This window comes from Haliscomenobacter sp. (assembly GCF_041740695.1).
In the GTDB taxonomy this organism is placed as follows: domain Bacteria; phylum Bacteroidota; class Bacteroidia; order Chitinophagales; family Saprospiraceae; genus Haliscomenobacter.
In genome coordinates this window covers 32,450-46,902 of sequence record NZ_JBGSLK010000035.1, presented here as the reverse complement: position 1 = coordinate 46,902, position 14,453 = coordinate 32,450, and the positions used below count along the sequence as shown (strand labels likewise).

At 47.6% G+C, this 14,453-nt stretch carries 11 protein-coding genes; 4 read left to right on the top strand and 7 right to left on the bottom strand.

The window, feature by feature from the left end; translation table 11 throughout:
* Window positions 1-82: 82 nt before the first annotated feature.
* Both cysN and ACEW9O_RS07395 read left to right on the top strand, forming a co-directional pair.
* Window positions 83-1,339, top strand: coding sequence for a sulfate adenylyltransferase subunit CysN (gene cysN, locus ACEW9O_RS07400; RefSeq protein ID WP_373549503.1), 1,257 nt, complete (start codon window positions 83-85; stop codon window positions 1,337-1,339).
* A gap of 130 nt (window positions 1,340-1,469) precedes the next feature.
* A complete protein-coding gene (locus ACEW9O_RS07395; protein WP_373549502.1) occupies window positions 1,470-2,381 on the top strand; it encodes a pseudouridine-5'-phosphate glycosidase in 912 nt (303 codons plus the stop codon).
* Between the two features lie 102 nt (window positions 2,382-2,483).
* On the opposite strand, the gene ACEW9O_RS07390 is transcribed toward ACEW9O_RS07395, so the two are convergent.
* The 4 genes from ACEW9O_RS07390 to ACEW9O_RS07375 all read right to left on the bottom strand — a co-directional run bounded on the left by ACEW9O_RS07390 (window position 2,484) and on the right by ACEW9O_RS07375 (window position 6,404).
* Window positions 2,484-3,482, bottom strand: a complete 999-nt coding sequence (locus ACEW9O_RS07390; protein ID WP_373549501.1) for an META domain-containing protein — start codon at window positions 3,480-3,482, stop codon at window positions 2,484-2,486.
* Window positions 3,483-3,533: 51 nt separating this feature from the next.
* Complete coding sequence (locus ACEW9O_RS07385; protein ID WP_373549500.1) at window positions 3,534-4,466, bottom strand: universal stress protein; 933 nt, start codon at window positions 4,464-4,466, stop codon at window positions 3,534-3,536.
* 111 nt (window positions 4,467-4,577) lie between these two features.
* A complete protein-coding gene (locus ACEW9O_RS07380; protein WP_373549499.1) occupies window positions 4,578-5,477 on the bottom strand; it encodes a TraB/GumN family protein in 900 nt (299 codons plus the stop codon).
* Window positions 5,478-6,404 carry a DUF3137 domain-containing protein gene (locus tag ACEW9O_RS07375; RefSeq protein ID WP_373549498.1) on the bottom strand — a complete coding sequence of 309 codons (927 nt, stop codon included), beginning with the start codon at window positions 6,402-6,404 and terminating at the stop codon, window positions 5,478-5,480. It abuts the gene before it with no gap.
* A gap of 112 nt (window positions 6,405-6,516) precedes the next feature.
* Between ACEW9O_RS07375 and ACEW9O_RS07370 the strand changes: the two genes are divergently transcribed.
* Entirely contained in the window at window positions 6,517-8,436 is a 1,920-nt protein-coding gene (locus ACEW9O_RS07370; RefSeq protein ID WP_373549497.1) for a serine hydrolase domain-containing protein, read from the top strand.
* Window positions 8,437-8,563: 127 nt separating this feature from the next.
* On the opposite strand, the gene ACEW9O_RS07365 is transcribed toward ACEW9O_RS07370, so the two are convergent.
* Complete coding sequence (locus ACEW9O_RS07365) at window positions 8,564-10,060, bottom strand: OmpP1/FadL family transporter (protein ID WP_373549496.1); 1,497 nt, start codon at window positions 10,058-10,060, stop codon at window positions 8,564-8,566.
* 125 nt (window positions 10,061-10,185) lie between these two features.
* Window positions 10,186-11,625 carry a hypothetical protein gene (locus ACEW9O_RS07360; RefSeq protein WP_373549495.1) on the bottom strand — a complete coding sequence of 480 codons (1,440 nt, stop codon included), beginning with the start codon at window positions 11,623-11,625 and terminating at the stop codon, window positions 10,186-10,188.
* A gap of 177 nt (window positions 11,626-11,802) precedes the next feature.
* Between ACEW9O_RS07360 and proS the strand changes: the two genes are divergently transcribed.
* Window positions 11,803-13,272 (top strand): proline--tRNA ligase, encoded by a 1,470-nt coding sequence (proS, locus tag ACEW9O_RS07355; RefSeq protein ID WP_373549494.1) that lies wholly within the window; start codon window positions 11,803-11,805, stop codon window positions 13,270-13,272.
* Between the two features lie 102 nt (window positions 13,273-13,374).
* On the opposite strand, the gene ACEW9O_RS07350 is transcribed toward proS, so the two are convergent.
* Entirely contained in the window at window positions 13,375-14,424 is a 1,050-nt protein-coding gene (locus ACEW9O_RS07350) for a phosphotransferase enzyme family protein (protein ID WP_373549493.1), read from the bottom strand.
* Between the last annotated feature and the right edge of the window lie 29 nt (window positions 14,425-14,453).

Below are 14,453 nucleotides of genomic sequence, written 5' to 3'. Positions count from 1 at the left end.
GGCTACCGCGAGCGACTTTGACAACGACGCTCGCGGTAGCCTCAACCTTCTCAACCACCTCAACCTTCCTCAACCAATTATCATGGATTTCAAACACTCCGAATTGCTGCGCTTCACAACAGCTGGCAATGTAGATGATGGAAAAAGTACGCTCATTGGGCGTTTGTTATACGACTCGAAGTCGATTTTTGAGGATCAACTCGAAGCGGTTCAAAAAGCCAGCGAACGCCGGGGGGAAAGTGAGGTGAATCTTGCCCTGCTGACCGACGGATTGAAGGCTGAACGCGAGCAAGGCATTACCATTGATGTGGCTTACCGCTATTTTTCTACCCCCAAGCGCAAGTTCATCATTGCCGATACGCCTGGGCACACCCAGTATACCCGCAATATGGTTACCGGGGCCTCTACGGCCAACGTGGCCCTGATCCTGGTGGATGCACGGACAGGCGTAGTAGAACAAACCCGTCGCCACTCCTTCATTGCTTCCTTGTTACAGATTCCTCACTTGGTGGTATGCATCAACAAAATGGACCTCGTGGATTACAGCGAGGAGATATACAACAACATCAAGGAAGAATTTGAGAAGTTTTCGTACAAACTGGATGTAAAGGATGTGCACTTCATTCCGATTTCGGCATTGAAAGGCGACAACATCGTTACCCGTTCTGAAAACATGCCCTGGTATGGTGGCTCCACGTTGCTGTATTACCTGGAAAATGTGCACATTGGCAGCGATCACAACTTTATTGACGCCCGATTCCCGGTGCAATTTGTGATTCGCCCCAATAACGACGAATTCCACGATTACCGTGGCTACGCAGGACGGGTAGCTGCCGGTATTTTGAAAAAAGGCGACGATGTGACTTTGTTGCCATCGGGCTTTACCACTAAAATTGCCAAGATTGACTCACACGCTGGCGAAGTAGCGGAAGCTTTTCCACCCATGTCCGTAACCGTGCTTTTGGAAGATGATTACGACCTGAGCCGGGGCGACATGATCGTACGTACCCACAATCAGCCAACGGTTGGTCAGGATTTGGAAGTGATGATTTGTTGGTTCAACGAACGGCCCCTGCAACTCAACGGCAAGTACGCCATTTTACATACTACCCAGCAGGCGCGTTGTGTCGTCAAAGACATTCGTTACCGCCTGGATGTCAACAGCCTGCACCGTGACGTGGAGGACAAAAACATCCGCATGAACGATATTGCCCGCATCGTTTTGCGCACTACCAAGCCCTTGTTTTTTGACCCTTATCGCCGTAACCGGAATACGGGTAGCATTATTTTGGTGGATGAGGGGACGAATGAAACGGTTGCCGCCGGGATGATTATTTAATGGGTTAATGGGATTGATGTGCTAATTTACTAATAAATTAATTGATTATCAATAAATTAGCAAATTAGCACATCAGCACATTATGGAAGGTTTGGAATATTGTTACTTTTGTTGCCAAACTAGTGTACTGATTATGATCCCGTACCTCGATCTATCACCAGAAGTGTCATCTGCGCTGCGCTCCAAACAACCCGTGGTTGCACTGGAGAGCACCATCATCTCACACGGGATGCCTTACCCGCGCAATGTGGAGACGGCTTTAATGGTCGAAGAGGTTGTACGCAAACATGGGGCCATTCCTGCCACCATCGCCGTGATCAATGGCCGGATGAAAGCCGGTCTGAACAAAAAAGAAATCAACAATCTGGGCAAAATGGGCACCGATGTGCTGAAAGTCAGCCGCCGGGATCTACCTGTCGTAATTGCCCAGGGTCACAATGGGGCTACCACGGTAGCCGCTACCATGATCATTGCCGATTTGGCGGGCATTGCGATATTTGCCACTGGAGGCATCGGTGGAGTACACCGCGGCGCATCCGAAAGTATGGATGTTTCTGCGGACTTACAAGAACTGGCTCGGACCAATGTTGCCGTGGTGTGTGCAGGGGCCAAATCCATTCTTGATCTGGGCCTCACGCTCGAGTACCTCGAAACCCAGGGGGTGCCCGTGCTAGGCTATCGCACCCAGGATTTTCCCGCTTTTTATACCCGCAACAGTGGCTTCAAAGTAGATCAATCGCTGGAATCAGCCAAAGAACTGGCGAATATCCTGACCATCAAATGGCAGTTGGGCATGAAAGGGGGCGCAGTAATTGCCAACCCCATCCCTGAAAAATTTCAGCTGGAATACGCGCCGATGGAACAAGCCATTCAACAAGCCTTAGACCTGGCGCAGCAAAAAAACATCAAAGGCAAAGAAATTACGCCTTTTCTGCTGGCGACTATTGAAGAAATCACCAGCGGCAAAAGCCTGGATGCCAATATTGAACTGGTGCTGAACAATGCCAAACTGGCTGCAAAAATTGCGAAGCATTTGCGCTAAGCGTAATCTGTAGCAGCCCTATGTTGTTGGGGCAGCCCTATATCATTGGGGCAGCCCTGGGTGGCTGCCCATTATAATGCGGGCAGCCACATAGGGCTGCCACTACTGCAAATTCGCCATCGGATAATCCTCCGGCTTCAACTTCGTCCCCAAAGAAGGTTGAAACGAGCCATCCGCCGCTTGCACAAATACCCGCAATACATCTTGGGCAATTCCCCCTTGTGGTGCACTGATTTGGCGCACGATCACTTCAATTTTTCCATCGTTGTTCAGGTCTTTGAGCCAGGCATCCTGCTGGATGTTGACGGAAGGTTCGTCGTTGGCCAAGGCGAGAGGCATCTCCACCATCAGTTTGCCTTGTCTGAGTCGGTACATGGTGATGGAGTTGGAGCCTTTGTTGCCAGGAACCCGGAGAATGTACAAATCTCCCACTCTACCGATCGCGTAAGCACCAAGGCGATACGCTTGTTGAAATACCGAAGCACTGGTTGGGTCAAACAGGTTGAACATGTTGAACTCAACCGTCTCACCAATAAAAGGGTAAGCATCGATATTGGTACCTTTTAAGATGCTGTACAAGTGCATCTGGTTGGGGGCCAAATTGGGAAACAAGGTCAATAACTCAGCTATTTCAGCCGTTTCTTGATTCTGAATCTCGGCAATGCTCGCGATGGTTTTCTTTTCGAAATGCAATTTGATGCCATTTTTACAATTGACACTCAGCAACTCGCCCACTACCTCACAATCACTGGCCTGTTTGATGGCACTCACAAAGCGGGCGTCCCAATTGTCATTGTCGCAGAATTTTTCAGTAGCCATCACCTCGCCGACACTGAGTTTGCCGTCGTCGAGGATATAAGGTGCCGAGTAGGTATTACAGGAAGCTTTCCCGGTCAACTTACCTTCCAAAAAGGCCATACTGATTTTTAAGCCCGGCGGGGTTGTTTCTTTTTTCCCAGACTGTTCGAACATGTAAAATTCCCAATCCGTTCCATCCAGGTCAACCTGGGTTATCGCCGCTTTGGACTTTTCGTTTTTACAAGCTACACTTGCAAAAATCAGCATCAACAAACCAAGCGTGTACAAAAATATAGGGCGCATAGCGTCAATTTTTGACACAAATGTAGAGCTTAGGAACGGAAACCCCAAACGCTATTTCACCACCAGAGTTGGAATGTTTTGGTTCAACATCAATAGTTTTTCGGTAACGCTGCCCAAAAGCAACAGTTCTACCTTGGAGTGGCCTCTGGCACCCAACACGATCAGGTCGGCCTGCTTGTCTTCGCAATATTGGAGCAGGTAAGCGCCAACGTTGCCATAACCTTGTTCAATCAGGTCGATTTCAATTGCTTCGTCTTTGGCATAGGTATTGATAAAATCCTGAAAAGCGGCTTTGCGGTCGTCTTCCATCACTACTTTGAGCGCTTCGTAAGAATTGCGCACCTTGTAGGAAAATACGGCGGGCAACTCAAATACATTTATACAGATGATTTTGGCTTTTTCTTTGAGCTGTTTATTGAGTGCAATCGCCGTTTCTAGTGCCCGCACCGAGTGGGGTGAAAAATCGACGGGTACTACGATGGTTTTGAGTTGCGCCTTGCTTTGTTCGGGTACGATGAAGGAATTGCCTGTAGATTTTCGTACCAAATTGCGCGCCAGGATGCCGTGATTCCCTGTACCAGATCGCTGGCCTACGACCAACAAATCGGCACCAGAAAGCCGAGCTTCCTGTAGTACTTCTTCCAATGGGTTGCCTTGTCGGGTGGAAAAATGTACCCTAGGCCCGTTGTTTTCATCCAGGTATTTGGCTACTTGTTGCCGCATGTTTTCTTGCACCTCATCCTGATGCTGAAAATTGTCAAACAAGTGTTGCATGTTTTGATTGAGATCGGTCACATACAAGTCCACTTTGGGCAATACATGCACAAAGGTGAGCGCCTTGATGGGCAGTACTTGCGCCATGAATTGCATGTAACGCAATACACTTTCATCTGCTTTGCCCATTTCCAAAGCGGCCAGCAAATAGTTGAGCTCAAAAGAGCCATTTGCTAATTGTACACTTTCTACGGCGGTTGTAGTAGACATGGCTGCGAGTTTTTAAGGAACCTGAACTGGTTTCAAGCTCCAAATTACCCGCAGAAAAAAAATCAGGCATTGAGCGATGTCAAACTTTTGCCTGATTTTTCTCAGTATTAATTACTTCACCGGTTCCACCGTGTACCCAGCGGCCCGCAGTAGCGCAATTACCCCTTGGCCCCCACCCAGATGCCCAGCACCTACGGCAAAAAAAGTAGCTTTATCCTGCATCATTTTTTCCATGACGGGAATCCATTTGCGGTTGCGATTTACCAAAAGGAGGTCGTTGTAGTTGTTGGTCGAATCGTCTTCGCCCATCATGTCCTGCATGGATTGAATGTCCTGTTTTTTGTACAGTTCAACCAATTGATCAAATTGAGAATCACTGGCATCGGAACCAGACTTGATGCTCTCCAACAACATTTGAGCTTGGGCTCGGTAAGGAATGCTGTCGAACATACTCATTTGAAAAGCAGCCGTTTCGAGGCCTTCCACTGGTTTTTTTTGATGTTGGGCCATCTCCAAAAACTCCATTTCATAAGAAACGATGTCTTCCTTTTCCCCACCATCGCCCATCATAGATTTGGGGTCCAAGGCCGAAAGGAACATGGGTTTGATGCGGTTCAAAAACATCATTGGCAAGCCAGCTTTATCAAAATGGGCTTTGACCAGCTCATAGTCCTCCTTACTGAATAAGTCTTGCAGTGTAGTATCGTTTTTCATAAACGACTGCATCAGCAAAGGCAAAAGCGACATGATGTCACTCATTTCTTCCATGTCAATCTCAAACGCTACTTGTTTGGAGCGATCAAAAGACTTTTTGGTGCCCTCGGTGAGAAAAAAATCCTTTTTGCCAATCATGTGAATGGTGCCGTACAAGAAGGAAGCCTGGTTCAGACCCTTACCTTTAATTTCCCAAATCAGGGATTTTTCCTGGGGGATAAGGTCTGCATTTTTTTGGGCATATCCCGACAAGATCAAACCCGAAACCAAAACAACAGCGGTGAATATCCTTTTCATTTAGTGCGTTTTATCAAAATCTTCAACAATTGCCAATAAGAGGGACACATCCTCCAAAAAACTTCGGATCAACTCAAAACTGAGGTTAGAGCGAAAAATATAAGGCTCCATCACATTGCGGGGCTCAGTAACCGCCAGAAAGATGTGTTTGCCCAAAAATGAAAAATACAACTCTTTGCCCGTGACCTGGCAGTATTCTACAATCGCTTCCTGCATGGGTTCGGAAAGAATGCCTGCCACATGGGTATTCAGCGATGCATAGGTTACAAACATTTCCTGGAAGGGCTCATACAGGATTTCATCGTCCATGTTGTGTGCATCCAGCCAGGTAAACTCTTTGATTGAACGCAAAAAGTAATGCTTTAAATGCCTTGGCCAACAAGCTACATGTCCATAAGTTTCTTCGGGGAAAATGGCGTGTAAAAAAATGCCTTTGAATACGTTTTGTAAACCCGTTCCAATGGTTGCGTTTTCCTCCACAGTCAATTCACACATTTCAAAATCCATTTCCCCTACTCGCCCGCTGATGAAGTCTTCACCCTCAAAAACCACGGGCGTAGTGGAAAAAAGTCTGCTGGCAAAAAAAGTTTCTTTGGTCAGTGATTTTTCTGGTTCATACTTCAACTGGCCAATATTGGGCTCTTCCTGCAAAAAGTTGAGCACCAGTTTCATCACGTGAGGTTTGAAGGTTTGTAAAAATTGGCGGATGCGGTAGCTCAAAAAAATCAGGTAAAATACGATGGGAATGGCCAACACTAGAGTAAATAACATAATATTGACATAAAATTCAAACAAGATCACTTCAAACAGCAATATGCCCGAAAAAATCAACAAACGCAAGAGGCGGACCCGCTTGCGCTCCATACGCATGAGTTCGGGATGAATGGTATGATTGTAATAAATCCGAAATTTATCAAGTTGTCGCATACAAAAACTTAAACGAGCTCCAATGTACCAAAGCTAATTAAAAACCCACAACTTCTCAAGCCCTCTACTTCTCAAGTCTTTTGTACTTTTGCCCTTAAAACCCGAACGAACAATGCACTACCTTCATTATTGCCTTAAAATCATATTTCTATTGTGCTGGATTGCGCTGAGTTCTTTTAACGCCCAGGCGCAGTTGCGGCTTTTTGGCAGAGACAGCACCCTGTTTTACCGCCTGGATACTGTGATTGAACAACAACGCAGCGAACAAGAGATCATTGGTATGGCCGTCACGGTGGTGAAGGATGAAAAAATTATTTACAGCAAGGGTTTTGGCTACGCCGATTGGGAAAATCTAAAACCCGTTACGACGGAATCGGTTTTCCGTTGGGCCTCCATGTCCAAATCCCTCACGGCTTTGTTGGCCTTTAAACTGCAAGAAGAAAAACTGGTAGATCTGGAAAGTTCCGTTTCTACCTATCTCACAGAGTATCCTTATCCGATGGTCAAGCTCAAGTACTTGTTGCAAAACCGCAGTGGCCTGGGGCATTATACCGAAATGACCCGGTTGTTCCCTGCCTGGAGCAAACGACTCTTGAATTATCCCTCTCGCGATACCTTCAATGCCAAAGCAACTGTTGACATTTTCCGAGAAGCACCCCTAGATTTTCAGCCTGGCGAACGTTTTTTATATTCCACTTTTGGATTTATCCTGGCAGGTGCCACTTTGGATCAAATTGGTCGCAACAGTCTGGGAGTTGGGTACCTCGGGTTAGTCAATGAATTGATTCGCAAGCCTTTTGAAATGAACACTCTCGAACCTGACTATACCTTCAACAACAACCCCAACGAGGTATCGGGCTATTACCTGGATGGGGATTGTGACATTCAAACCCGCAAAGACGACGACATAAGCTGGAAATTATCTGGCGGGGGATTCCAGTCTACCATCGGCGATTTGGGCAATTACATCGTAGCATTGATGCAGCGAAAATTGTTGAAAAAAGAGAGTTATGAACAGATGTGGAGCAAACAGCCCGATGCCGATTATGCCTATGGTTTTGACGTGCGTGGGGAAGGAAAAGACCTGCGGGTGGGCCATGCGGGTAGCCAAAACAAAACCCGGACCATCTTTATTTTTTACCCTGAAAAAAAGATTGGAGTAGGGGTAATGTGCAACTCTGAATGGGCCGAACCCGAACTCATCGCGCTGCAAGTGCTCAAAGAAATGGGCATCGAGCCCGAAGAGGAAAAAGTATACGTGCGCAATTGCAACACTAAAAATAAGTCAAATTACCGCTACCTCGGCATTTGGCAAGAAGGCGAGCAGCAACAAATGGTGCGCAAAGGGTATGGCTCACGCCAATTCCAAGCGGAAGTCAGCCACCTCAGCAAATTTGGCTACAACCTGGTGGATGCCGACGCCTACCTGGACAAAAAAAATGTGCGCCGCTGGGATGCCATTTTCCAACAACGTGCCCCTACGGCACAATTCATCGCCCACCAAAAGTTGGATAGTTTTCAGCTGAAAGTCAATGCCTTCGCCAAAACGGGATGGAACCTGATTGACCTAGAAACCTATATTGCCAACAATCAACGTTTGTGGGCAGGTGTAGTGACCCAAAATGAAAAAAAAACAACCCTGGTAACGGAGCTGGAAGCTGAAGCTTTTCAAAAAAAATACGAAGAGCTGAATCGCAAAAACCTGCGCTTGATTGATTTTAAAACGTACTGGACTGGGCAAAAACGCCTCTGGGCTGGTGTATTCGCCCCGGGCTACGATAGCCACGCCTTCTTCCGCTCTCTTCCGCAGGATGCCTTTTTTATCAAAAATACCGAGTTAAACAACCAGGGTTTGCAGTTGGCGGACATCGAAATTTACACCCTGAATGGGCGGGAATACTGGTCGGGCGTATGGCGGCAGGAAAAAGACCTTTTTGAAATCCTCAGAGATACCAATTATTGTACCCAGGAACGCAAGGGCAAGGCAATTGCCAAAAAAGGAATGGAGCTGGTGGATTGGGAGAGGTATTGATACCATTCAAAAAACAAGCAGCACAAAGGACAAAATGACGTCAACGTCTAACTTTGTGTCCTTTGTGCTGCCTCTGTGTTTTCTTTGTGAAAAAAAATGTCGCTTATGGCATCTTGGTGATCTATTCTTAAAATTTCACCCCCAGCGTAAACACCACATTCCCCATCGTGTACTTATTCTCCACTTCTTGCAACGGCGCATCAGTGGTAATGTACGGATAATAAGTCTCCGTAATGGTGCTGTGGCGATAAGCCATATCCAGGTAAAACGCATCTTTGCGGTAGCCAACACCAGCGCTGATTACGGTACTCCGGCTATCGTCATTTTGGAATACCGAAGGCAAAATGCCATAACCCGCCCGAAAGCGCAGGGCATCAAATACCAACTCCCCGCCAATGCGCACATTGGTCACCGGGCGGAGTTGCCCGCGAATTTTATCGTTGATCTCTTCCTGTGCTTCAGGGTACTCGTCGTAGCCAAACTTGTTGCGGGCATAATCAACGTGCTCCACTTCGGTGCTAATGAAACCTCTTTTGCCCACAATCAGCCCGGCGCCCAAAAATATTCGCCAAGGTGTGGATTGAGTGTATTCAAAAGTACCTTCCCGAGTGGCTTCTGTACCTAAAAAGGCCCCTTGTTCCCGGCGATCTTCGTAATAATTGTTTTCCAGATTATACGTGTAATCGTCATTGAATGCATAAACGGTCGGGGTATGCAAGGCTGCCGACAAGCGTAAAACCTGGTTGGGTTTGATCAAAATGCCGATCTTGCCATTGATGCCAGTACCAGAGGTTGTCAACTGCTCCAGGAATCTGAGGTCACTAAAATAGGGTATCGCCCCACCCGCAGCAGTACTATCGTCCCGCTCGGTGTAAATTTTTTCCACCGAATAATTCGCCATGGGTACGCCCAAAGAGATACCAAAGGCAAATTTATCGTTGTAGTTCCCCGCGAATGAAAAGCTGACTTCCGACAAAGAGCCTCGACTAAACATGGTTTGACCACGGGCCAAATTTGCACTAGGGTTTAAATCGTAATCCACTTCATAAATGCCATCAGCTGGATCGAAGTCGTAAATGGAACTGACCTCATTGGCCAATCCGGTTTCAAAACCATCCACTCCTTCTCCACCATTGGCCAATTCCTGAAAACGTTGGGACAAAGAACCTTGAGAACGGCCCTGAAAAGTAAAGGCCCGGTTAAAGTTGGCCAAGTGATTGACGGCGATGCCAAAATTGAGGTTGGTCCAGTTGGCCGACAGGGGGCGGGTCGCAAAAACAACCCCAAAATTGTGTAGGTTAAAAGCCGTACGGGTGTCTGACAAAGCAGCGTTGCCGTTGCCACTCAAGAGCCTTGAGCTGCTGTTGTTGGACAAAACGGCGGGAGTAATGGTGTATTCTGAACGCCGAAACATGGCCAAACCAGCAGGGTTGCTCACCAAGGCCGACATATCCGCACCAATGGCGCTCATGGTATTGCCCACGCCTACATTGCGTGCAGTACCTCCTGCTTCAAATTGGGAATAACGAACTGCATCACCCACATTTTGGGCAAAGAGTCCGGCAGTCAGTAGCGAAAAGATCACACTCCACGCTACATTGCGGGTTTGCGAATTACACTTCATACATCAATTTTTTAAAACCGAGGATAAAAAAAGGTGGACACCAGCTAACCCGATCTCCACCTCCATATTATAAGGTGTACATGAACCAGCTCAACTGGCTCATTACTACTTTCTTTAAGTTTGTATCAATTTTGGCGACCTCCCGAGGAAGAGGAACGGCCTCCTGAAGAAGACGAACCAGAACTGCTTGGGCTGCTACTGCCACCACTTGGACGGCTACTACCGCTATCAATGCTGCGTGGTGCAGTATTGGAGCGACCGGAGTCAAAGCTATTGGAACGACCGGAATCGTAGTTGGGTCTTGCGGATCCACTATTCGATGGAGTATTGTTCCGTGGCGTGTTGTATGAACCTGGTGCAGGATTGCTCCGGCTGCGCTCATACGAACGATCAGGAGTGTAAGTCCGTGAACGCTCCAGGGAGTTGTTGTCAGTTGAACGTGGCGCAGGTTCGTAAGAACGAGGGCGAATGTTCTCCTGCGTAGTATTAGGACGCAAGTTCTGACGATCATCCGTATTGGTACGAACACCACCGTTGGTATTGTCGATCCGACGACCACCGCTGAATGGATCAGCCGTTTCTGGGCGACGGGTTTCGTTGCTCGGACGGTTGAGGTTTTCGCGGGCATCGCGGTAACGATCCGTACTGTTTGGTGTGCCGAGAACTTCACGGTTTGGATCCGTAGTCACTCTTGGGTTGCCATTGCCCGGTACCGTACGGTCACGATCGTAGCTGGGTGCTTCATCTAACTTACGACCACCGCTGTAGTCAGGACGAACCGTTCCAGGGTTCGACTTGATGTCGGGACCATTGGTGAACCGAGGCGCGCGACCATTTGGATTGTCGAGGCCAGGTTGGGTACCAACGCCGCCACCACCAGTACGTGGACCGTTGTAAATGTTGCGGTTGTTTTCGCCCTGGTTGTTGGTGTAATAATTATTATTGTTGTAATAATTATTATTGCCCCAGGTAGGTGTATTGAACCAGCCACTGTTCGCCCAATATGGATTGCCAAAACCAAAGGAGTTCCAGTTGTTCATACCGAAGCTATTCCAACGATTGAAACCGAAGGACAAACCAGGGTTGCTCCACATGCAATATGGATCGTAATTCCCCCAGGAGTTCCAGCTATTCATGCGGTTGAAACGATTCCAGCCACCATAAGCCCAACCGTTCCAGCGGTTGAAACGGCTCATCCGGTTGAAACCATAATAACCAAATGGGTCATCGTAAATCAGGACTGCTACCCCCGGACGTGCAAATGCATCGTAATAATATGCATCCACATAAACGGGATCAAAATAATTGAACCCAGCATAAGGCCGGTGAAAACGGCGAATCCGAGACGTGTAGTAATAGTCGTATTCTTCCTCGTCGTAGTTTTCATCAACATACTCCTCGGTTTGAGCGGGAGTAGTTTTGGGTTGAACCTGACGACGTTCTGTGTAGGTACGGTTGTTGTTCCGTTCGGGATCATAGTACACGTCGTCATATTGAGCGAGTGCAGCGGTAGCGCTAACCCCAAAGAGTAACAGCAACATTGATAGTTTCAACAGCAATTTCATATTTAAAAGTTTTGCTTGCGGAATTATTGATGTCATAGTCACGTTATTTACAACACCGAAATTATTACTTTTACGCCACACTTGGTGTTAAAAGAATGATAAAGTGTAGCTTGCACGGCGTTAAAGTTTATTTTTTGACGCTTTAACAAGTGTTAAGATACAAATTTTTGGCAAAATATGGCAAAAGAGATTACTTCCAGGGCTGAGAATTATTCCGACTGGTACATCGACATCGTAAAACGAGCCAACCTGGCCGACAATTCGGCGGTCCGCGGCTGTATGGTCATCAAGCCTTATGGCTTCGCAATTTGGGAAAATATTCGGGATCAACTGGACAAAATGTTCAAAGAAACCGGACACGTCAACGCCTATTTTCCCTTGTTCATCCCGAAAAGTTTTTTGAGCAAAGAAGCCCAACACGTGGACGGCTTCGCCAAAGAATGTGCAGTTGTTACCCACCACCGACTGATGATGGCACCGGATGGAAGTGGTGTAATTGTAGACCCTGATGCCAAACTGGAAGAAGAGCTGATTGTACGGCCTACTTCCGAAACCATCATTTGGGATACTTACCGCACCTGGATCAACTCTTACCGCGATCTGCCCTTGCTGATCAACCAGTGGGCCAATGTAGTACGGTGGGAAATGCGGACTCGTTTGTTCTTGCGGACTACTGAGTTCTTGTGGCAAGAAGGGCACACCGCACACGCCACCAAAGCAGAAGCAGAAGCAGAGACCTTGCTCATTTTGGACATTTACGCCACTTTCGCTGAAGAGTACATGGCCATGCCAGTGATTCGGGGCATTAAAACCGCCAATGAACGTTTTGCTGGGGCTGAGGAAACCTATTGCATCGAGGCTTTGATGCAAGATGGCAAGGCACTGCAAGCAGGTACTTCCCACTTCCTGGGCCAAAATTTTGCCAAGGCTTTTGATGTCAAATTCCTGAGCGAAAACAACCAACAGGAATTTGTTTGGGCCACTTCCTGGGGCGTATCAACCCGCCTGATGGGGGGCCTGATCATGACGCACTCCGACGACGATGGTTTGGTGGTTCCTCCCAAACTTGCACCGACGCAGGTGGTGATCATCCCGATCCCTAAACCTACGCCTGCCATCGACGAGGTAGCTAAAAAAATCATGACCGACCTGAAAGCCAAGGGTATTCGGGTCAAATACGATACGGACTTAAAAACGCGCCCAGGCTTTAAGTTTGCGGAGCATGAATTGCACGGTATCCCAGTTCGTTTGGCAATTGGTGAGCGCGATTTGGCCAATGGTCAGGTCGAAGTAGCCCGCCGCGATACCAAGGAAAAAATGCAACAACCAGTGGAAGGTATTGAGCAGTACATTGAAGATTTGTTGGTAGAAATACAAGCCAACCTGTTCAATCGCGCCAAAGCCATGCGGGATGCACACATCACCAAGGTGGAGACCTTCGCAGAATTTGAAGAAGTGATCGGCCGCGATATTCCCGGGTTCATTTCTGCCCACTGGGACGGTACTTCCGAAACGGAAGAAAAAATCAAAGAATTGACCAAAGCAACCATCCGTTGTATTCCACTGGATGCCGAAGTCGAAGATGGAGTCTGTGTCCTGACGGGCCAACCTTCACAGCGGCGGGTATTGTTTGCGAAGGCTTATTGAGATAAAACCGAAAGGGTCAAATTATTTTGCCACAAAGGCACTAAGGCTCCAAGGGACTTAGTGCCTTTGTTTCTTTGTGACTATTCTTTTACAAATAATGGCTTAGCAATAACGCCTTAAAATCGCCTGCAATTCTTCCTCCCGCTTTTGAATAGATTGGTACAAAGCCTGCTGATTCCGCGCCCGCACCAAATTGTGCTCGGCATAACGCACCTTGTAATATACATCGCCATTGAGGTAATCGCCCAAAAAGCGCATCATTTGTTCGAGGATGATCCAAAAAGCCCCTTGCAAAAGATATTCTTTTTCAACCGGGCTCAAAGCCGCTTGAATTTTGGGTACAAAACCACTCGCCAAACCCCCAAACAAGGGCAACACCACTTCCACTTTGCTCACATCTGCTTCATCCTCTGAAAAAGTAGGCGTCATACTGCGCACCATATCTCCAAAATCCGATAAAATGCTACCCGCCTGGATGGTATCCCAATCAATTACGGCAATGGCTTCGCCGCTGTGGGTATCAAAAAGTACATTGGCAATTTTGGGGTCATTGTGTACAACCCGTAGCGGCAAACCCAGATCGTGGATGTGTTGAAATACCCGCGCTTCTTTTTGTACAAAAGCTACCTCCTCGCGTACTTCCGCCAGGCGCCCCGCTGCATTTTGTTCCACCGCTTTTTGAAAGTGTTGAAAGCGGCTCAAACTATCGTGGAACCCTGGCAGGGTATCTTGCACCAATTGTGGGTTGAGGTCGGCCAGGCCATTTAAAAAGGTACCCACTGCCGCCGCGCCTTGTTGGGCTTGTTGGGCATTTTCGGCATGCTCTACTGCGATGCTACCCGGCAAATATTCAACAGCACGCCAACAGTTTCCTTCTTCATCAAATAAATAGCCTTGCCCATCGATACCAAGAAGTAGTCCGGGTAGTTCTAAATTGATTTTTTTGCTGCGCAAATGCGCCAAAACCACCCGGTAGTTGTGCATAATGCGATCGGGGTAGGGAAAAACGATGGTATTGATGCGTTGCAACACCAACTTTTCACCCTGCACCGAAGTGCCTAGCCAGGTGTCGTTGATGTTGCCGCTGCCGAGTGGCGCGAGTTGAAGGCCCTCCGGAAAACCGAAGTAGTCAAAAACGGTGGAGAATGGCATGTTGAGAAGGATTGGGTGGGTGGAAGAAG